Genomic DNA, 18,080 nt, shown 5'->3' on the forward strand with positions numbered 1-18,080 from the left:
CGGTCTGCAGACTCCCCGCGAGGGGTGGACGACACGCACCGGTGCTGGCATAGGATGCCGGACGTGGGTGAAACGCGGGCCGAGTCGTCGCGCTATTGGTACGGCGCGTCCGAGGAGGAACGCCGATCGCGAGCGGTCGAGGTGCTGCAGGCCTTCCGCGTGTACCGCGCGGCGGAGATCGCGATGCGCCGGCGCACGCGTGAGTCGATGTCGATGGGCGAGAACGAGCTGCTCGTCCTCCGCTACCTCCTCAAGGCCTCCGGAGAGGGCCGGTCGGTCTCCCCGAGCGAGCTGACACGCTACCTCGGCGTATCCACGGCGTCCACGACCGCGATCATCGACCGCCTGGAGAAGTCCGGTCACGTCACCCGCGTGCCGCACCCCTCTGATCGGCGCAGCATCCTCGTGGTGGCCACCGCCGAATCCGACGCCGAGGTCCGGGCGACGCTCGGGAAGATGCACGAGCGCATGATGTCCGCCGTCATCGACATGACCCCCGAGGAGAGCGCGATCGTCGTGGCGTGCCTCGCGCGGCTCCAGGAAGCGGTCGACCAGGTCGATCCGCACGGCGCGGACGAGGAACCGGCCGGGCCGCTGCCGACCGCGATCTGACCCGCGCAGGGCGATCGCTAGGCAGGTTGGATACCAGTTCGCGGAGCATTCGCGTTTGCCGAATCGGCGTGAAACGATGAGCGCATGGACGACAAGGCGGTAGACGCTGGGCAGTCGGCGATCCCGCCCGAAGGGTCTGTTCTGCAGATCGAGGGCGTAGCCGTGACGTCCTTCACGGAGGTCGTTCAGCGCCTGCGCACCGACTACCCCGCCGTCGCCGCCGCGCGCATCGAGACCATCCTGCTGCGCGAGTGGGACGCGTTCACCGCGGGTCGTCCGCTCGTGGTTCCCACCGCCGTGGAGGCAGGGGTCCGGGAGATCCTCGACCAGCTCTGACGTCTACGCTGAGGGCGACTCGGGGGGCTCCGCCACGAGCATCAGACCGCCGGAGGAATTGGCGGAGTTGGCCAGTTCCTCCATCCAGGCGCGGCTGAGCATCGCCGGCTCCGGGTCGTCGAAGACGAAGCGCAACGGGATGGACGGGTGCAGCCACACGGTGCTGCGTCCCGGTTCCTGCCCGTCGCCGTGCGTCCAGGACAGCGTGAAGCTCTCCCCGCGTCGCAGCTTCGTCGCGATGACCACCTTGAGGTGAGCCAGTGCGCGATCCTCGATCTCGATCGGGGTGGCGGTGTCGCCGTAGAAGATCGTTCCCACCCCACCACGATACGACTCCACGCACGCGCGAGGCCGGGCTTGCACTCCGGGCTCCGTCTGCATAACGACGGCGGGTGTGCGTCTGTCGTCCCGGCCCCGGGCGGCTAGGCTCGGCGCATGGGCAGATTCATCTACGACACGATGCCGAACTCCGTCGACATCGACGATCGCACCCTCGCACACCTTCGCATCGTCGTGATGAACAAGCTGCGCCGCTCGGAGTCGTTCATGTTCGATGTCGAGGTCGGCGACGGCAGCGGGCGCCGCAGCTTCTGGATGCACCCCGCCGTCCCGATCCAGTTCCACTTCTTCGGCAGCCGGAGCCCCCGCATCAACCGTGCGTGGGTCGAGGAGCTCATGCTGGTCGCGAGCGGACCCAACGGCCTCTCGATCGTTCCCGAGCCGGCCGAGGACTCCTTCGTCGAAGAGGGCTGACGCCGGTCCTCGGCGCCCCGGGCGTCAGGACGTCTCGCTGTGCTCCGCGGGCACCTCGAAGTGCTCGGCGACGAGCATGATGCCTCCGGAGGAGTTGGCCGAGTTGGCCAGTTCCTCCACCCACTGCCGGCTGAGGGTCGCCGGCTCAGGGTCGTCGAAGACGAAGCGCAGGGGGATGGACGGGTGCAGCCACAGGGTGCTCCGTCCGCGCGGCTGGTCGTCGGGGTGTCGCCACGACACGGTGAAGCTCTCGCCGCGACGCAGCTTCGTCGCGATCACCACCTTCAGGTGCGCGAGTGCACGGTCCTCGATGTGGACCGGTGTGCCGGAGCCGCCGTAGTAGATGGTGCCCATGCCGACCACCCTAGCCGCCCGAGGCAGCGCGCGGGATACGCCCCGACCGGGGCGGCTGTCAAGGGGATGCGCGAGCACACCGCGGTTGCGAGGCTGGGGGCGTCGGAAGGAGATCACCGTGAGCCCACGTCGGGAACCGGCCAAGCCGGACGATGAGGACGCCACGGAGGGTGCTCCTCGCGTCGACGACGCGTTCGCGGGTCTGACCCCCATCGACGTCATCGAAGGTGAGTTGGTGCCGCGCGCGCGGCGCCGTTGAGCTTCACCCCCCAGGCGGGACCGCGCCGCCCCGATCATCGATCGAGGCGGCGCGGGCGTGTGCGTCAGAAGCGGTTCGGTCCGTCGGGCAGGGGAGTCGGCTCCGCCGGGGACGGCGCGAGCGGCTCGTCCGGATACGGGGCGAGCGGCTCGTCGGGGTGGGGGGCGAGAGGTTCGGCCGGAGGTGCGCCCGGGGCAGGGCCGGGCAGACCGGGGGAGACGGGCGCGTCGGGAGGCAGGGTCGGATCGCTCATGCGCCTACTCTCCGGCACGCGCGCCGCCGGCGCGACGGGTTGCCCGGCTCAGCGGGCGGGTGTATCCGCAGGCACCCGCACGGCGCCGGCGGGATCCTCCAGCAGCGGCTCGAACGCTGCCTCGGCGGCGCCGATGAGGAGACGGTCGGCGGCCAGGGAGGCCACCCGCACGTCGAGACCTTCGGCGTTGGCGGGCATCGCCTGATCCGCGACCGCGTCCGTGAAGGCGGGGAGGTCCAGCTCGGCGAGGGTGGCGAGGAACCCGCCGAGGACGATGACGGAGGGGTTGAGGACGTTCACGGCGTTGGCGAGGGCCGTGGCCAGGATGCGGCGCTGACGTGCGGTCTCCGCCGCCACCGCGGGTGCTGACGACGCGGCCAGGGCGGCCGCGAGCGCCGGATCGTCGGCCGCAGTCATTCCGAGGACGTCCAGAAGGCGGGCGCGGCTGACCTCGTCCTCGAGCACCCCGCCGGGCGCGCGCCGGTCGCTGTCGGCGACGATCCCTGGGCGGTTCTGCCCGAATTCGCCGGCGTACCCGCCCGCGCCCCCGACGGCCATCCCCTGCACGATGAGCCCGCCGCCGATCCCGCTCGCACCGCCGTTGAGGTACACGACATCGTCGATGTCGCGCGCGGCCCCGAAGCGGTGCTCGGCCAGGATGCCCAGGCTCGCGTCGTTGGCGACCACGACGGGCAGGCCGGTCGCCTCGGCTATCAGGGTGCGCAACGGGACGTCGGTCCAGCCCAGGTGCGGTGCCGTGCGCACGACGCCGTCGGCGCCACGGACGAGCCCGGGTACGGCCACGCCGATCCCGGCCACGATGGCACCCGGCGATTCCGTGTCGCGCCAGCGGTCGAGCTGCTCGCGCACCAGCCGCGCGGTCTCCTCCGGGGCCAGCAGGTGGTCCATCTCCAGCCGCACGCGGTGGGGGATGCCGCGGTCCAGCCGCACCGCGGCGATCTCGAGCGCATCCACCTCGGGGTTCACCGCGATCGCGATGACCTCGGGAGAGGTCGCGACCACGGGCGAAGGGCGCCCGACGCGGCGCTCGGGGCCGGGTGCGCTCTCGCGCACGAAGCCCAGCTCCACGAGCTCGCCGACGAGGTCGGCGATCGTCGAGCGATTAAGCCCGAGCTCGGCGGTGAGCGTCGCACGCGAGGCGGCGCCGGAGACGTGCACGCGCCGCAGGATGCGTCCCAGGTTGCCGGCGCGGACCCCCTCTATCCCGGTGCGCGGCGTGGTCATCGTCCCAGGCTATCGACTGAGCGGGCGTCGCTCCGCACGTTTGTTGCCCTCGAAGACGAATTCGCGGATCCTCGCATCCACGTGGCCGTGATGGTTGACCGCCGCTCGCAGGGCGGATAGGTTGTGTGCGGCAACATTTTTCGACGACGAAAGCGTGGCACTCATGCCTACCCCCACCCCCGCGGACAAGTTCTCCTTCGGACTCTGGACCATCGGCTACAACGGCAACGATCCCTTCGGCGGCCCCACCCGCCCCGCGCTGGACGTGGTCCATGCGGTCGAGAAGCTGGCAGAACTGGGCGCGTACGGACTCACCTTCCACGACGACGACCTCTTCGCCTTCGGCTCCACCGAGGCCGAACGTCAGACGCAGATCGACCGGCTGAAGGGCGCGATGGCCGACACCGGCATCGTGGTGCCGATGGTGACGACGAACCTGTTCAGCGCCCCCGTCTTCAAAGACGGCGGCTTCACCTCCAACGACCGCGCGGTCCGCCGCTACGCGCTGCGCAAGGTGTTCCGCCAGCTCGACCTCGGTGCCGAGCTCGGCGCGCAGACGTTCGTGATGTGGGGCGGCCGAGAAGGCGCCGAGTACGACTCCGCGAAGGATGTGCGGGCAGCGCTCGAGCGCTACCGCGAGGCCGTCAACCTGCTCGGTGATTACGTCACCGACAAGGGCTACGACATCCGCTTCGCCATCGAGCCCAAGCCCAACGAGCCGCGCGGCGACATCCTGCTGCCCACGCTCGGGCACGCGATCGCGTTCATCGACTCCCTCGAGCGCCCGGAACTGGTGGGCCTGAACCCCGAGGTCGGGCACGAGCAGATGGCGGGCCTGAACTTCGCCGCCGGCATCGCGCAGGCGCTGTACCACGGCAAGCTGTTCCACATCGACCTCAACGGTCAGCGCGGCATCAAATACGACCAGGACCTCGTCTTCGGCCACGGCGACCTGCACAACGCGTTCGCGCTGGTGGACCTGCTCGAAAACGGCGGCCCCGGCGGCGTGCCCGCCTACGACGGTCCCCGGCACTTCGACTACAAGCCCTCCCGCACCGAGGACGAGACCGGCGTGTGGGAGTCGGCAGCGGCCAACATGCGCACCTACCTGCTGCTCAAGGAGCGCGCCGCGGCCTTCCGCGCAGACCCCGAGGTGCAGGAGGCGCTGGCCGCCGCGCGCGTGGACGAGCTGTCGGTGCCGACTCTGAACGAGGGCGAGTCCTACGACGACTTCCTCGCCGACCGCTCCGCCTACGAGGACTTCGACCCCTCGGTGTACTTCGGCGGTAAGGGCTTCGGCTTCGTGCGGCTGCAGCAGCTCGCCACCGAGCACCTGATGGGTGCTCGCGGCTGACGCGATACCGTGAGTGTCCGGGGCATCCCGATCGGCGCCCGCGCGCCGGTGCCCCGGACACTCATCGTGGGAGAGAAAGCGAGCATCCGATGGCGCTGGTAGCCGGGGTCGATTCGTCGACGCAGTCCTGCAAGGTCGTCATCCTCGACGCCGACTCCGGGCTCATCGTGCGGGAGGGCCGCGCGACGCATCCGGAGGGCACCGAGGTCGACCCCGAGCACTGGTGGCAGGCCCTCCAGGCCGCCATCGCGGATGCGGGGGGATTCGACGACGTCGCCGCCGTCTCGATCGCCGGGCAGCAGCACGGCATGGTGGCCCTGGACGAGCGCGGCCGGGTCATCCGCCCGGCGCTGCTGTGGAACGACACCCGCTCCGCCGCCGCCGCCGCCGACCTGGTCACCGAGGTCGGTGCGGAGGCCTACGCCGCGCGCACGGGGGTCGTGCCGGTGGCATCGTTCACCGCCAGCAAGCTGCGGTGGCTGCGCGACGCCGAGCCCGACAACGCCGCGCGGGTCGCGGCGGTGGCGCTGCCGCACGACTGGCTGACGTGGCGCCTGCGCGGGTACGGCCCCGACGACCCGCAGCTGGATGCGCTCACGACCGACCGTTCGGACGCGTCGGGGACGGCGTACTGGGGAGCCGACGGCTACGACCGCGAGCTGCTCACGATCGCGCTCGGCCACGACGCGATCCTGCCGGTCGTGCTCGCGGCCGGGGAGAACGCCGGGACGACCCCTGGGGGCGTGCTGGTGGGACCCGGGGCCGGCGACAACGCCGGTGCGGCGCTGGGGATGGATGCCGCCCCCGGCGACGTCGGGGTCTCCATCGGCACCTCCGGCACGGTGTTCGCCGTCACCGATCACCCCGTCGCCGACCCCACCGGAACCGTCGCCGGTTTCGCGGACGCCGCCGGGGGATACCTGCCGCTCGTGGCCACGCTCAATGCCGCCCGCGTGCTGGACGCGACGGCCCGGCTGCTGGCCGTCTCGCACGACGAACTGGCCGCACTGGCCCTGGCTGCCGAACCCGGCGCCGGCGGTGCCGTGCTCGTGCCGTGGTTCGAGGGTGAGCGCACCCCGAACCTGCCCCACGCGCGCGCGTCGCTGTCGGGGCTGTCGCTCGGCAACACCACGCGGGAGAACCTCGCGCGCGCCGCCATCGAGGGGATGCTCGCGGGCCTCGCGACCGGCCTGGACGCCATCCGCTCGCTCGGGGTGACCGCGGAGCGCGTGCTGCTGGTGGGCGGCGCGGCCCGCAGTCCCGCGGTGGCCGCGATCGCGGCGCAGGTGTTCGATGTGCCCGTCGCCGTTCCCGCACCCGGCGAGTACGTCGCCCTGGGGGCCGCCCGTCAGGCGGCCTGGAGTCTCACCGGCACCCGGCCGACGTGGCCCCTCGCACTCGAGCGGGCCGCGGCATCCGATCCGCGCCCGGAGGTGCGCGCCGCCTACGACGCCGTCGCCGCGCGGCGAGCAGAGGAAGCCGCCTCCCCCTGGCGCTGACGCCCGCAGGTGCGAGGGTCACACCTCGGCGATGGGGAAGCCGGTGGATTCGCGCGCCACGACGGTGAAGGCGGGCTGGATCGTGCGCGCCGGCTGGCGCGGGCCCTTCTCGGCGATGCGTTCGAGGAGCAGGTCGACGGCGACTTCGGCGATGCGCTCCTTCCCGGCGTCCACGCTGGAGAGCGAGGGGACGGAGAATCGCGCCTCGTCGATGTCGTCGAACCCCAGGACGGCGACGTCGTCCGGCACCGAGATCCCCTCGCCCGCTAGTGCGCGCAGCGCACCGAGCCCGAGGGTGTCGTTGAGGGCGAACACCGCGTCGAAGTCCACGCCCTCGGCGATCATCGCGTGCACCGCCTCGGCGCCCGCCGCACGAGACCAGTGCGCGCAGGGACGCACGAGGGTCGCATCGGCGGCGATACCGGCCGCCGACAGTGCCTCCTGATACCCCCGCAGCCGCAGGCTCGCCGAGCTCGGCTCGGCCGGATCGCCGTGGGTGCCTCCGAGCACGGCGATGCGGCGGCGCCCGATGCCCAGGAGGTGCTCGACCCCGGCGCGGGCGGCGGAGGTGTTGTGGATGGCGACATGGTCGGTGGGGCCGCCGAAGATGCGGTCGCCGAGCAGGACGAGGGGGTACTGCACGTCCAGGAGCGCGGCATCGGCCTGGCCGAGCTGCACGGGGCTCAGCAGCAGCCCGTCGGTGAAGCGGCGGCGTCCGCCGGAGACGGCGAGCAGCTCGGCCTCGCGGTCTCCGTTCGTCTGCTCCACCACGACGCCCACCCCGCGCGTCTCCGCCGCGCGGATGATGAAGTCGGCCAGCTCGGCGAAGTAGTTCTCCCGCAGGGCCGGCACGGCCAGGCCGATGATGCCGGTGCGCCCCGAGCGCAGGCCGCGCGCCGAGGCGTTGGGGCGGTAGGCGAGCTCGGCGATCGCCGCCTCGACGCGGCTGCGGGTGCCCGGCCGCACGTGGGGGTAGTCGTTGATGACGTTGGACACCGTCTTGATGGATACGCCCGCCACGCGCGCGACGTCATGCATCGTCGGCCCCATGGATCCCCCTTCCGGTGGCACGTGAACCCACTCTAGGGCCCGATGCCTCGCCTGAATCCTGCCAGGGGACCGGCCCCGCCCGGCTGGGGGGCGGATTCCTTGACACCCGCGCGGAGCGCGCCCTATCGTTTCTACAACGTTGCTCTACAACGTTGTAGAAGCGCTCACCCCGCCCTGCGCCCGAGCGTGGTCCTGCATGACGAAGAGGTCTCAGCATCCGAAAGGACACCCCGGTGAAGATCAAGCCCGTATTCGCTGCCGCGGCGACTCTCACTCTCGCCGCCGCTCTCGTCTCCTGCTCCGGCGGAGGCGGTGGTGGCACCGGTGGGAACGACGCCACCAACTGCACCAACACCATCCCCAAGGAAGACCTGCCCGTCGTCACGATGTGGGCGTGGTACCCCAACATGGAGCTCGTCGTCGACAACTTCAACGAGCAGAACGACGAGGTCCAGGTGTGCTGGACCAACGTCGGCCAGGGCGGGGACGAGTACGACAAGTTCCAGACCGCGATCACGGCGGGCACCGGCGCCCCCGACGTCATCATGATCGAGGCCGACCGCATCCCGACCTTCCAGATCCAGGAAGCGATCGTCGACATCAGGGAGTACGGCTACGACGACGTCGAAGACGACTACAGCGAGGGCGCGTGGAAGGACGTCTCCGTCGGCGACGGCGTCTACGGCGCGCCGGTGGACGGCGGACCGATGGGCATGATCTACCGCGCCGACGTCTTCGAGCAGTACGGCATCACTCCTCCCACGACGTGGGAGGAGTACGAAGTCGCGGCCCAGACGGTGAAGGACGCCGGGGGTCCGCTCTTCGGCGACCTGGGGGCGAACGTCCCGGCGGTGTTCATGGCGCTGCAGTACCAGGCGGGCGCGCAGCCGTTCACGTACGACTCCGCCTCGCCCGAGACGATCGGCATCGACCTCAACGACGACGCGTCGAAGAAGGTGCTCGACTACTGGGCCGGGCTGGTCGAGAAGGGCCTCGTCGGCACGCAGGACCAGTTCACGCCGGAGTACATCTCCGGCGTGATCGGGGGCGACTACGCCACCTACATCTCGGCGGCATGGGCTCCCGGTTACCTCACCGGCGCAGGCGTCGGCGAGGGGGATGACGCGGGCGTCTGGAAGGTCGCGCCGCTGCCGCAGTGGGAGGGCGCGGAGCCGGTCTCGGTCAACTGGGGCGGGTCCGCCTTCTCGGTGACGAGCCAGGCGGCCGACCCCGAGCTGGCGGCCAAGGTCGCCTTCGGGGTCTACGCCGACGACGCGTCGCTGCTGGACGGATGGCAGAACCAGGTGATCTTCCCGCTGAATCTCACGGCGCTGAACTCCCCGGAGTTCGTCGACTACGAGGTGCCGTTCTTCGGCGGGCAGCAGGCGAACAAGGAGGTGTACGTGCCGGCGGCGAACGCCTACGGCGGCATGACCTACACGCCGTTCGGGCAGTACTACTTCGATGCCTTCACCGAGCAGCTCGCGTCCATCAACGAGGGCTCCATCACGGGCTCGGAAGCCGCCGACCGGCTGCAGGAAGATGTCGTCGGCTACGCGGAGGAGCAGGGCTTCACCGTCGAGTGATGCCGCCGCACGAGGGCCGGTCCGCCTCGCCGGGCCGGCCCCGTGCGCGGCGCATCCCTTCCCACCGGAGGTTTCCATGACCGTTGATCTGGCGCAGAGCGCCCCCGCCGTCGCGGCGGCACCCGCCCGCCGACCACGCCGCCGCATGCGGCAGAGCCTCGTCGGATGGGGCTTCGTCGGCCCTTTCGCCGTCGTGTTCGTGGCATTCCTGGTCGCGCCCCTGCTGTTCGCGCTGTACCTGAGCCTGTTCCAGAACCAGCTCATCGGCGGGACGCGCTTCGTCGGATTCGGCAACTACGTCAAGGCGTTCACCGATCCGAACTTCCTCGACGGCATCTGGTTCGTCATCCGCTTCTCCATCGTTCTCATCCCGCTGCAGATGGCGGTGTCCCTCGCCGTCGCGCTCATCCTCGACGTCGTGACGGGGGCGTTCGCCCGCTTCTCGCGCCTGATGATCTTCCTGCCGTACGCGATCCCCGCCGTCATCGGCGCGCTCATGTGGGGGTTCCTCTACAGCAAGAGCTTCGGGCCGCTGGCGGAGCTGTTCGGCATGTTCGGCCAGGCCGGCCCCGATTTCCTCTCCCGCGAGCTGATCTTCTTCGGTCTGCTCAACATCGTGACGTGGCAGTGGGCCGGCTACTACATGATCATCCTGTACGCGGCGCTGCAGGGCATCGACCCGACCCTGTACGAGGCGGCGCGCATCGACGGGGCCAGCCAGTGGCAGATCGTGCTGCGCATCAAGATCCCGCTCATCGCGCCGGCGCTCGTGCTGATCCTGGTGTTCGCCCTCATCGGGACGCTGCAGTTCTTCAACGAACCGCAGATCCTGCGTTACCTGGCCGCCGGTGCGATCCCCGCCGACTTCACCCCGAACATGTACGCCTACCAGCAGGCCTTCGCCCTCGCCAACTACAACTACGGCAGCGCGATCTCCTTCGCCCTGGGCGCCGTGGTCTTCGTGTGCGTGTACATCTTCCTGTTCATCACGCGCAAGCGGGGGAGCTTCCTGTCATGACCACGACTCTCGAGCGATCGCGCCGCGCAGCCGCCCGGCGCCGCTACCTGCCGATGCAGATCCTGCTCGGATTCCTGGTGGTGTACTTCCTCATCCCGTTCTGGTGGGTTCTCGTCAACAGCTCCAAGACGGCGGCCGGGTTGTTCGGCGGCGGCAGCGCCCTGTGGTTCGACGACGTCGTGGACTACGCCGGCAACTTCGCCCAGCTGTTCACCTTCCAGGACGGCATCTACCTGCGCTGGCTCGGCAACTCCGCGCTGTACGCGTTCGCCGGCGGCGTGGGGGCGACAGTCCTGGCCGTGGCCGCCGGGTACGGTTTCGCGAAGTACCGTTTCGCCGGGCGTCGCATCAGCTTCGCCATCCTGCTCGGATCGGTCATGGTGCCCACGACCGCGCTGGTCATCCCGACGTTCATCATGTTCGCCGAGCTGGGCATCACCAACACCATCTGGGCCGTCATCCTGCCGACCCTGCTCAACCCGTTCGGGGTGTACCTCATGCACGTGTACGCGCGGGACGCCGTCCCGGACGAGCTGCTGGACGCCGCCCGCGTGGACGGCGCGAGGGAGTTCCGCATCTTCGCGCAGGTCGCCCTGCCGATGCTGCGCCCGGCGATCGTCACGGTCCTGCTGCTGTCGATCGTGGCCTCGTGGAACAACTATTTCCTTCCCCTGGCGATGCTCTCGGACAACCGCCTGTTCCCCGTCACGGTGGGGATCGGGCTGTGGCAGGGCATCGCCTCGGCGAACAACTCCGGCGGCACGTCGCTGTGGAGCATCATCATCCTCGGCTCCCTCGTCTCGGTGATCCCCCTCGTGATCGCATTCCTCACCCTGCAGCGCTACTGGCAGGGCGGATTGTCGATCGGCAGCTTGAAATGACCTGGCCGACCACGGCCGCCCCGCACCACCCGGAAAGAGGAGCATGACTTCTGCACGTGTCACCATCGACCCCCACTTCGTGGTCGGAGCCGTCGACCGCCGCCTGTTCGGGTCGTTCGTCGAGCATCTGGGCCGCTGCGTGTACGACGGGATCTACGAGCCGTCGCACCCGTCGGCGGATGCGGACGGCTTCCGCCAGGACGTGATCGACCTCGTGCGCGAGCTCGGGGTCTCCACCGTGCGGTACCCGGGGGGGAACTTCGTGTCGGGGTACCGCTGGGAGGACGGCGTCGGGCCGCGCGAGGACCGCCCGCGCCGCCTCGACCTGGCGTGGCACTCCACCGAGACCAACGAGATCGGCCTGGACGAGTTCGCGACGTGGTCGGCCAAGGCCGGCGGCGAAGTGATGTACGCCGTGAACCTCGGCACGCGGGGGGTTCTCGAGGCGCTCGACGTGCTGGAGTACGCGAACCTGCGCTCGGGCACCTTCTGGTCGGATCGCCGCGTCGCCAACGGACACCCCGAACCCCACGGCATCCGCATGTGGTGCCTGGGCAACGAGATGGACGGCCCCTGGCAGCTGGGCCACAGCACCGCGGAGGAGTACGCCGCCCTCGCCGCCAAGACCGCCAGCGCCATGCGACAGGTCGACCCGGACCTCCAGCTGGTGGTGTGCGGGAGCTCGGGGGCGCAGATGCCCACGTTCGGCGAGTGGGAGCGGGTGGTGCTGGAGCGCACGTACGACGACGTCGACTTCATCTCGTGCCACGCCTACTACGAACCCCGCAACGGCGACTACGGCAGCTTCCTCGCCTCGGCCACCGACATGGACCGCTTCATCGACACCGTCGTCGCCACGGCCGATCACGTCAAGGCGATCCGCCACAGCGACAAGACGATCGACATCTCCTTCGACGAGTGGAACGTGTGGTACCAGTCCCGCTACAACGACGTCGACAAGATCACCGACGTCGAGCAGTGGCCGGTGGCCCCGCGGCTGCTCGAGGACACGTACTCCGTCGCCGATGCGGTCGTGGTCGGGAACCTGCTCATCTCGCTGCTGCGCCACGCGGACCGCGTGAAGTCGGCGAGCCTCGCCCAGCTGGTCAACGTGATCGCCCCGATCATGACGGAGCCGGGCGGACCGGCGTGGCGCCAGAGCACGTTCTTCCCCTTCGCCGTCACGTCGCGCCTGGCGCGCGGGAACGCCCTCGAGGTGCGCCTGGAGTCGCCCGAGTACGACACCGAGCTGTACGGCGCGGTGCCGATGGTCGACGCCGTCGCCACGCACGACCCTGACACGGGCGAGACGACCCTGTTCGTCGTCAACCGGAATCTCACCGAGGAGGTCGCGCTCGAGGTCGACGTCACGATGCTGGGGGCGGTGGCGGTGCGCTCGGCGGTGACCCTGCACGACGACGACATGCACGCCGCCAACACGCTCACCGAGCCCGACCGTGTGGGCCTGCGTGACATCGCCGCCGACCTCGGCGACGCGCACACCGTCTCGCTGACCCTCCCCGCGGTCTCGTGGACCGCGGTGACCCTCGGCTGAGCGGCGCGCATGACCCGCGCAGATCTCGCCCCCGACGACGACAGCACCGCCCCGCCGCAGCCGTGGCGGGATCCGACCCTGGATCCCGCCGAGCGCGTCGACGCCCTGCTGGCATCGATGACCCCTGCGGAGAAGCTGGCGCAGCTGGGCAGCCACTGGGAGGACACCCGTGACGCCTCCGAGATCATCGCGCCGATGCAGGATGTCCTCGGCCGAGGGCGACTGCCGTTCGAGACGGCCGCCGCCGCCGGCATCGGCCACCTCACGCGCGTGTTCGGCACGACGCCGGTGCCGGCACGCGCGGGTATGGCGAAGGTGCGCGCGGCGCAGGCCTTCCTGCGCGAGCGGACGCGCCTGGGCATCCCCGCGATCGTCCATGAGGAGTGCCTGACGGGCTTCACGACGCTGGGGGCGACGGTCTACCCGATCCCGATGGCGTGGGCGGCGACGTTCGATCGCAGCCTCGTGCGGAAGATGGCGCGGGCGATCGGCGAGGACATGCGGGCGGTCGGCGTGCACCAGGGGCTCTCGCCGGTGCTCGACGTCGTCACCGACTACCGGTGGGGTCGCGTGGAGGAGACCCTCGGCGAGGATCCGTACGTGGTGGCCACGCTCGCGACGGAGTATGTGCGCGGGATGCAGGAGGCCGGTGTCATCGCGACGCTCAAGCACTTCGCCGGGCACGCCTCCTCGCGCGGCGGTCGCAACCATGCGCCCGTCTCGATGGGCGAGCGGGAGCTGCGCGACCTCGTGCTGCCGCCGTTCGAGATGGCGGTGCGCTCGGGCGGTGCCGGCAGCGTCATGAACTCCTACACCGAGACCGATCGTGTGCCGGCCGCCGCCGACCGCTGGCTGCTCACCGACGTGCTGCGCGGCGAGTGGGGGTTCGAGGGCACGGTGGTGTCGGACTACTGGGCGATCGCGTTCCTGAAGTCCAAGCACGGCGTGGCCGGGACGATGGCGGATGCGGGCAGGCAAGCGCTGCACGCCGGCATGGATGTCGAGCTTCCGGATACCTCCGCCTTCCGCCTCCTCGACGAGGACGATCCCGATCCCGAGCGCACGCGGGCGGAGGTCGACACGGCCGTCCGGCGCGTGCTGCGTCAGAAGCTCGACCTCGGCCTCCTCGACGAGGGGTGGACGCCGCCGGACCCGGCCGATCACGATCTGGACAGCCCGCGCAACCGCGACCTGGCCCGGCGGCTGGCGGAGGAGTCGATCATCCTCCTGGACAACCCCGCCGCCGCGCTGCCCCTGCCCGGCGGCCTCCGCCGCGTCGCAGTGGTCGGTCCCGGCGCGAACGACCCGCGCGTGCTGATGGGCGCCTACTCCTACCCGATCCACGTGCTCCCGCGCCATCCCGGCCTCGGCCTCGGCATCGCCGCCGAGCCGGTCGCCGCGGCGCTCGCCGACGCGCTGCCGGGGACCGAACTGGTCGTCGAGGAGGGCGTCCCGCTGGTGGATCCGCCTGCCCCGGGCGCGCTGGATCGTGCGGTCGCCGCCGCGCGCGAGAGCGATGTGGCGGTGGTCGTCGTGGGGGATCGGGCCGGGATGTTCGGGAAGGGGACGTCGGGCGAAGGGTCCGATGCGCCCGACCTGGAGCTGCCGGGCCATCAGGGACGGCTCGTGGAGGCGGTCCTGGGAACCGGCACGCCCGTGGTCCTCGTCGTGGTGTCGGGACGGCCCTATGCCCTGGGCCGCTACGTCGGGCGGGCGGCCGCTCTCGTGCAGGCCTTCCTCCCGGGCGTGGAGGGAGGCGGGGCACTCGCGCGCGTGCTCACCGGCGCGGTGAATCCGTCCGGCCACCTCCCCGTCCAGATCCCGCGCAGCGGCGCGGCGATCCCGCACACCTACCTCGCCCCGCCGCTCGGCCAGGACGGCGATCGCATCAGCAATCTGTCGATCGCGCCCGCGTTCTCGTTCGGCCACGGTCTGTCCTACACGGAATTCGAGCTGGACCCGCTCGCCCTCGACGCCGACTCGATCGACGTCGCGGGGTCGGTGCGCGCGCGCACCCAGGTGCGCAACGTGGGCGCGCGGGACGGAGCCGTCGTCGTGCAGCTGTACGCGTCCGATCCCGTCGCCTCGGTCACCCGTCCCGTCGTGCAGCTCGTGGGCTATGCGCGCGTCGAGCTCGCCGCCGGCGCCGCCGCCGAGGTGACGTTCACCCTCTCGGCCGATCGCTTCGCCTTCGTCGGGCGCGACCGGCGCCGTGTCGTCGAGGCCGGGATCATCGAACTCTCCGCCGGACTGTCGCTGGCGACCGCGACCGCGCCGGTGGTCGTGACGCTGACCGGCCGCACCAGGGAGGTGCCGGCACCGGTCCTGGACACGCCGGTGCACGTCGCGCCGCTGACGGAGGTCGCCGTTCACAACGTTGGAAACTCCTCTTGACCGGGGCGTGACGCCCTGCCAGAGTGTCGGCGTACGGCATTTACGACGTTGTAAATCCCCTCCCGGAGAAGTCGGCGTCGTCGATTCCGTTCCCCCCAGCCGGCCCGTGCGGGCCTCCTTCGTCGCGCCTGCGCACGGTCGGACACGTCACACGAGATGAGGAATCGATGGAGATCACATCCGAGACCCGGCCACCGAGCCGGTTCCCGCGCGCCAGGCGCGCGGTCGCGCTGCTGACAGCGGCGATCGTCGCGCTCACCGCGCTCGCCGGCGCGGTGCCGGCGGCAGCCGCCGAGCCGTGGATCACCGTGCAGGACGACGGCTACCTGCGGATCGCCGTGCCCAACGCCGCGGTCGAGGAAGCGGTCGGGCCCGTGTCGCAGGTGGTCGTGGAGGGCAACTTCGGTCCCTCCGCGAACTGGGCGCAGATCGGCCTGCAGCGCAGCGGCGCCAACTGGACCGCGACGTACGGACCGTTCGCGCCGGGGCTGTACTACTACCAGGTCACCGGCGACGACAGCAAGGTGCTCAAGGACGCGAGCAACCCCACGACCGTGGCATCCGAGCCGGAGTGGAGCACCTTCTTCATCCCCGGCGAGTCCGCTGCGCTCCTGGCCGACGCGCCCGAGGAGGCCGGCACGATCGAGACCCTCACCTACGACAGCTCGGTGGCGGGCGAGGAGCGCGAGGCGCTCGTGTGGGTGCCCCCCACCTACAAGCCCAAGGGCAAGAAGCTGCCGGTGCTGTACCTCCAGCACGGCGGCGGGCAGAGCTACCGCGACTGGGTCGAGGTCGGCCGCGCCGAGCAGATCCTGGACAACCTGTGGCTGTCGGGGCGCCTGGAGGACATGCTCGTCGTGATGGGCAACGGCAACGTGCCCGACTTCCCGACGGAACTGCTGGAGAACATCGTCCCGGCCGTCGAAGACGCCTACCGCGTCTCCCCGTCCAAGAAGAAGCGGGCCCTGGCCGGCCTGTCGATGGGCGGCGGGCAGACCTTCGAGGTGTTCAGCGAGCACCCGGGTGAGTTCTCCCAGATCGGCACGTTCGGCGCGGGCCGGTTCGGTGACCTGGACGACATCCCGGTGCGCAAGATGAACAACCGCACCGACCTGTTCCGCGTGTATGTGGGCAACCCCACCGACGTGGCGCACAACGACGTCTACGACTCGTTCCAGAAGTTCGACGAAGTGGGCCTCGAGTACCAGTTCGACGGCGTCAATCCCGACGCCGGCCACAACTGGAACGCGTGGCAGGAGAACCTGATCGACTTCGCGCCTCGGCTGTTCACCGGCCAGGCGAGCGACCCCGCGATGAGCGAAGGGCACACCGCCCTCACCGAGCGGTTCGAACCTCCGGCCCCCGGCACGACCCCGACCCCGTGGGTCTCCGAGGGCGGCTTCGTCACGTTCGAGACGACGACCGAATTCGCCGACGCCGAGTACGTCTCGGTGTGGGCCAACTGGGCGCCCGGCGGCAGCTGGCTGCGCGTGGAGATGACCAAGGTCGGCGACCGGTGGCGGGCGACGGTGGGACCGCTGGAGTCGAAGTTCTACCACTACCGCTTCATCGTCGACCGTCAGCCGGTCAAGGACGCCTCCAACCCCACGTTCGTGACGAGCGAGCCGGCGTGGAGCACGTTCCTCGTGCCCGGTGAGGGGGCACGCCTCCTCACGGATGTGCCGGCCGGGTCAGGTGGAGACCTCGAGGTGATGTCGTACCAGAGCTCGGTGGCCGGCCAGGAGCGCAGCGCGTACGTGTGGACGCCACCGGGGTACGACGCCGAGCGGCCGGAGCCGTATCCCCTGTTCGTGCTGAACCACGGCGGCGGCCAGAGCTGGACGGACTGGGTCGAGGTGGGGCGCGCGCGTCAGATCCTCGACAACCTCTTCCTCGACGGCGCGATCGAACCGATGGTCGTGGTCATGCCCAACGGCAACGTCAGCGACTATCCGAGGGAGCTCCTCGAGAACGTCGTGCCCGTCACCGAGGAGCGGTACAACGTCAGCGGCAACCCCGCCAAGCGCGCCCTCGCGGGCCTGTCGGCCGGGGGAGCGCGGACGGTGTCGGTGCTCAAGGCACATCCGGGGGCGTTCGCGTACATCGGCACGTTCGCGGCCGGCTTCGGGGGCACTGCGGGCGTCGATGCCGAGGCCATCAACGCAGGCACCGAGCTGTTCCGCCTGTACACCGGAGACATCACCGACTTCACCTACACCTCGGTGATGAACTCGCTCCCCGTGCTGGACGAGCTCGGGATCGAGTACGAGTTCAACGGCGTGACGCCCGGCCCGCACGGGTGGGACGTCTGGCAGAAGAACCTGATCGATTTCGCGCCGCGGCTGTTCCAGAGCGCCCCGGCCGATACGACCCGCCCCGAGGTGGCACTGGTGTCACCGACGACCGCGGGACCGTTCGGAGCGCTGGAGGTCCAGGTCGACGCCTCCGATCTGGGTGGACTCGAGCGCATCGTGGCGAACGTGTATCAGGGCGGCACGCTGGTGCGGAGCACCCAGACGGCGATGAACGGAGCCGAGAGCGGCACCCACACCGCCACCGTCGCGCTGGCGTCGGGGGAGTACACGCTGCGGTACAACGCGCACGATCGGGCGGGGAACATCTCCCGCACCGGGACGTTCGCGTTCACCGTCGACGCGGATGCGCCCACGGCGACCGTGAAGGAGGGGGCCGACTTCACCGTCGGCACCGCCGAAGGGTACGACGTCGTCAGCTACAAGCTGTACGACGCCGGACGCATCGACAAGGTCGTGATCAACGGTGTGGAGAAGGACCTGACCGACAACGCATGGTCGGATGTCAACTTCCTGCGCCCTGGCACCTTCGGGGCCGTGCAGGGGGCGAACACGCTGATCGTGCACGACGTGGTGGGCAACACCGCGACGATCTCGTTCGTGCTCAACTGATCCGAGC

General features: G+C 70.4%; 17 protein-coding genes. 12 read left to right on the top strand and 5 right to left on the bottom strand.

Annotated features, from left to right (window positions below; translation table 11 throughout):
- The first annotated feature begins 63 nt into the window (after nucleotides 1-63).
- Together E4K62_RS02170 and E4K62_RS02175 are read left to right on the top strand one after the other, a co-directional pair.
- Nucleotides 64-612, top strand: coding sequence for a MarR family winged helix-turn-helix transcriptional regulator (locus E4K62_RS02170; RefSeq protein WP_240742784.1), 549 nt, complete (start codon nucleotides 64-66; stop codon nucleotides 610-612).
- 84 nt (nucleotides 613-696) lie between these two features.
- Entirely contained in the window at nucleotides 697-948 is a 252-nt protein-coding gene (locus tag E4K62_RS02175; protein ID WP_135063140.1) for a hypothetical protein, read from the top strand.
- 3 nt (nucleotides 949-951) lie between these two features.
- Here E4K62_RS02175 and E4K62_RS02180 read toward each other — a convergent pair whose 3' ends face one another.
- Nucleotides 952-1,266 carry a DUF7882 family protein gene (locus E4K62_RS02180; protein ID WP_135063142.1) on the bottom strand — a complete coding sequence of 105 codons (315 nt, stop codon included), beginning with the start codon at nucleotides 1,264-1,266 and terminating at the stop codon, nucleotides 952-954.
- Nucleotides 1,267-1,383: 117 nt separating this feature from the next.
- Between E4K62_RS02180 and E4K62_RS02185 the strand changes: the two genes are divergently transcribed.
- Nucleotides 1,384-1,701: a DUF7882 family protein gene (locus E4K62_RS02185; RefSeq protein WP_135063144.1), complete on the top strand. Its 318-nt coding sequence runs from the start codon at nucleotides 1,384-1,386 to the stop codon at nucleotides 1,699-1,701.
- A 24-nt stretch (nucleotides 1,702-1,725) separates the two neighbouring features.
- Here the strand turns inward: E4K62_RS02185 and E4K62_RS02190 are convergent, their stop codons facing one another.
- Nucleotides 1,726-2,055, bottom strand: coding sequence for a DUF7882 family protein (locus E4K62_RS02190; RefSeq protein WP_135063145.1), 330 nt, complete (start codon nucleotides 2,053-2,055; stop codon nucleotides 1,726-1,728).
- 118 nt (nucleotides 2,056-2,173) lie between these two features.
- Between E4K62_RS02190 and E4K62_RS18635 the strand changes: the two genes are divergently transcribed.
- Nucleotides 2,174-2,314, top strand: a complete 141-nt coding sequence (locus E4K62_RS18635; protein WP_167747709.1) for a hypothetical protein — start codon at nucleotides 2,174-2,176, stop codon at nucleotides 2,312-2,314.
- 64 nt (nucleotides 2,315-2,378) lie between these two features.
- On the opposite strand, the gene E4K62_RS02195 is transcribed toward E4K62_RS18635, so the two are convergent.
- Together E4K62_RS02195 and E4K62_RS02200 are read right to left on the bottom strand one after the other, a co-directional pair.
- Entirely contained in the window at nucleotides 2,379-2,567 is a 189-nt protein-coding gene (locus E4K62_RS02195) for a hypothetical protein (RefSeq protein ID WP_187270410.1), read from the bottom strand.
- A 48-nt stretch (nucleotides 2,568-2,615) separates the two neighbouring features.
- Entirely contained in the window at nucleotides 2,616-3,812 is a 1,197-nt protein-coding gene (locus tag E4K62_RS02200; RefSeq protein WP_135063147.1) for an ROK family transcriptional regulator, read from the bottom strand.
- Between the two features lie 163 nt (nucleotides 3,813-3,975).
- Between E4K62_RS02200 and xylA the strand changes: the two genes are divergently transcribed.
- Both xylA and xylB read left to right on the top strand, forming a co-directional pair.
- Nucleotides 3,976-5,166: a xylose isomerase gene (gene xylA / locus E4K62_RS02205; RefSeq protein WP_135063149.1), complete on the top strand. Its 1,191-nt coding sequence runs from the start codon at nucleotides 3,976-3,978 to the stop codon at nucleotides 5,164-5,166.
- A gap of 89 nt (nucleotides 5,167-5,255) precedes the next feature.
- A complete protein-coding gene (xylB, locus tag E4K62_RS02210; RefSeq protein WP_135063151.1) occupies nucleotides 5,256-6,665 on the top strand; it encodes a xylulokinase in 1,410 nt (469 codons plus the stop codon).
- 18 nt (nucleotides 6,666-6,683) lie between these two features.
- On the opposite strand, the gene E4K62_RS02215 is transcribed toward xylB, so the two are convergent.
- Nucleotides 6,684-7,715 (bottom strand): LacI family DNA-binding transcriptional regulator, encoded by a 1,032-nt coding sequence (locus E4K62_RS02215; RefSeq protein WP_135063153.1) that lies wholly within the window; start codon nucleotides 7,713-7,715, stop codon nucleotides 6,684-6,686.
- 233 nt (nucleotides 7,716-7,948) lie between these two features.
- On the opposite strand from E4K62_RS02215, the gene E4K62_RS02220 reads away from it, so the two are divergent.
- The 6 genes from E4K62_RS02220 (at nucleotide 7,949) to E4K62_RS02245 (ending at nucleotide 18,073) form a co-directional block, all read left to right on the top strand.
- Complete coding sequence (locus tag E4K62_RS02220; RefSeq protein ID WP_135063155.1) at nucleotides 7,949-9,301, top strand: ABC transporter substrate-binding protein; 1,353 nt, start codon at nucleotides 7,949-7,951, stop codon at nucleotides 9,299-9,301.
- A 76-nt stretch (nucleotides 9,302-9,377) separates the two neighbouring features.
- On the top strand, nucleotides 9,378-10,319 hold the full coding sequence (locus E4K62_RS02225; RefSeq protein ID WP_135063157.1) for a carbohydrate ABC transporter permease: 942 nt from the start codon (nucleotides 9,378-9,380) through the stop codon (nucleotides 10,317-10,319).
- A complete protein-coding gene (locus tag E4K62_RS02230) occupies nucleotides 10,316-11,200 on the top strand; it encodes a carbohydrate ABC transporter permease (protein ID WP_135063159.1) in 885 nt (294 codons plus the stop codon). Before E4K62_RS02225 ends, E4K62_RS02230 begins: the two co-directional genes overlap by 4 nt.
- Before the next feature lie 43 nt (nucleotides 11,201-11,243).
- On the top strand, nucleotides 11,244-12,755 hold the full coding sequence (arfA, locus tag E4K62_RS02235; RefSeq protein WP_135063160.1) for an arabinosylfuranosidase ArfA: 1,512 nt from the start codon (nucleotides 11,244-11,246) through the stop codon (nucleotides 12,753-12,755).
- 9 nt (nucleotides 12,756-12,764) lie between these two features.
- The gene (locus tag E4K62_RS02240) at nucleotides 12,765-15,149 is read left to right on the top strand and encodes a glycoside hydrolase family 3 N-terminal domain-containing protein (protein ID WP_135063161.1); all 2,385 of its coding nucleotides are present in this window, start codon (nucleotides 12,765-12,767) and stop codon (nucleotides 15,147-15,149) included.
- A gap of 167 nt (nucleotides 15,150-15,316) precedes the next feature.
- Nucleotides 15,317-18,073: an alpha/beta hydrolase-fold protein gene (locus E4K62_RS02245; RefSeq protein ID WP_135063163.1), complete on the top strand. Its 2,757-nt coding sequence runs from the start codon at nucleotides 15,317-15,319 to the stop codon at nucleotides 18,071-18,073.
- Nucleotides 18,074-18,080 lie beyond the last annotated feature (7 nt).

This window comes from Microbacterium wangchenii, from assembly GCF_004564355.1.
GTDB classification, from domain to species: Bacteria; Actinomycetota; Actinomycetes; order Actinomycetales; family Microbacteriaceae; genus Microbacterium; species Microbacterium wangchenii.

Bases quoted from the DNA above. Each gene is read 5' to 3' on its own strand.
- E4K62_RS02240 (WP_135063161.1), top strand. From the start codon at position 12,765: ATGACCCGCGCAGATCTCGCCCCCGACGACGACAGCACCGCCCCGCCG.
- arfA (WP_135063160.1), top strand. From the start codon at position 11,244: ATGACTTCTGCACGTGTCACCATCGACCCCCACTTCGTGGTCGGAGCC.
- E4K62_RS02195 (WP_187270410.1), bottom strand. From the start codon at position 2,567: ATGAGCGATCCGACCCTGCCTCCCGACGCGCCCGTCTCCCCCGGTCTG.
- E4K62_RS02215 (WP_135063153.1), bottom strand. From the start codon at position 7,715: ATGGGGCCGACGATGCATGACGTCGCGCGCGTGGCGGGCGTATCCATC.
- E4K62_RS02225 (WP_135063157.1), top strand. From the start codon at position 9,378: ATGACCGTTGATCTGGCGCAGAGCGCCCCCGCCGTCGCGGCGGCACCC.
- E4K62_RS02230 (WP_135063159.1), top strand. From the start codon at position 10,316: ATGACCACGACTCTCGAGCGATCGCGCCGCGCAGCCGCCCGGCGCCGC.
- E4K62_RS02245 (WP_135063163.1), top strand. From the start codon at position 15,317: ATGGAGATCACATCCGAGACCCGGCCACCGAGCCGGTTCCCGCGCGCC.
- xylB (WP_135063151.1), top strand. From the start codon at position 5,256: ATGGCGCTGGTAGCCGGGGTCGATTCGTCGACGCAGTCCTGCAAGGTC.
- E4K62_RS02190 (WP_135063145.1), bottom strand. From the start codon at position 2,055: ATGGGCACCATCTACTACGGCGGCTCCGGCACACCGGTCCACATCGAG.
- E4K62_RS02200 (WP_135063147.1), bottom strand. From the start codon at position 3,812: ATGACCACGCCGCGCACCGGGATAGAGGGGGTCCGCGCCGGCAACCTG.
- xylA (WP_135063149.1), top strand. From the start codon at position 3,976: ATGCCTACCCCCACCCCCGCGGACAAGTTCTCCTTCGGACTCTGGACC.
- E4K62_RS02175 (WP_135063140.1), top strand. From the start codon at position 697: ATGGACGACAAGGCGGTAGACGCTGGGCAGTCGGCGATCCCGCCCGAA.
- E4K62_RS02185 (WP_135063144.1), top strand. From the start codon at position 1,384: ATGGGCAGATTCATCTACGACACGATGCCGAACTCCGTCGACATCGAC.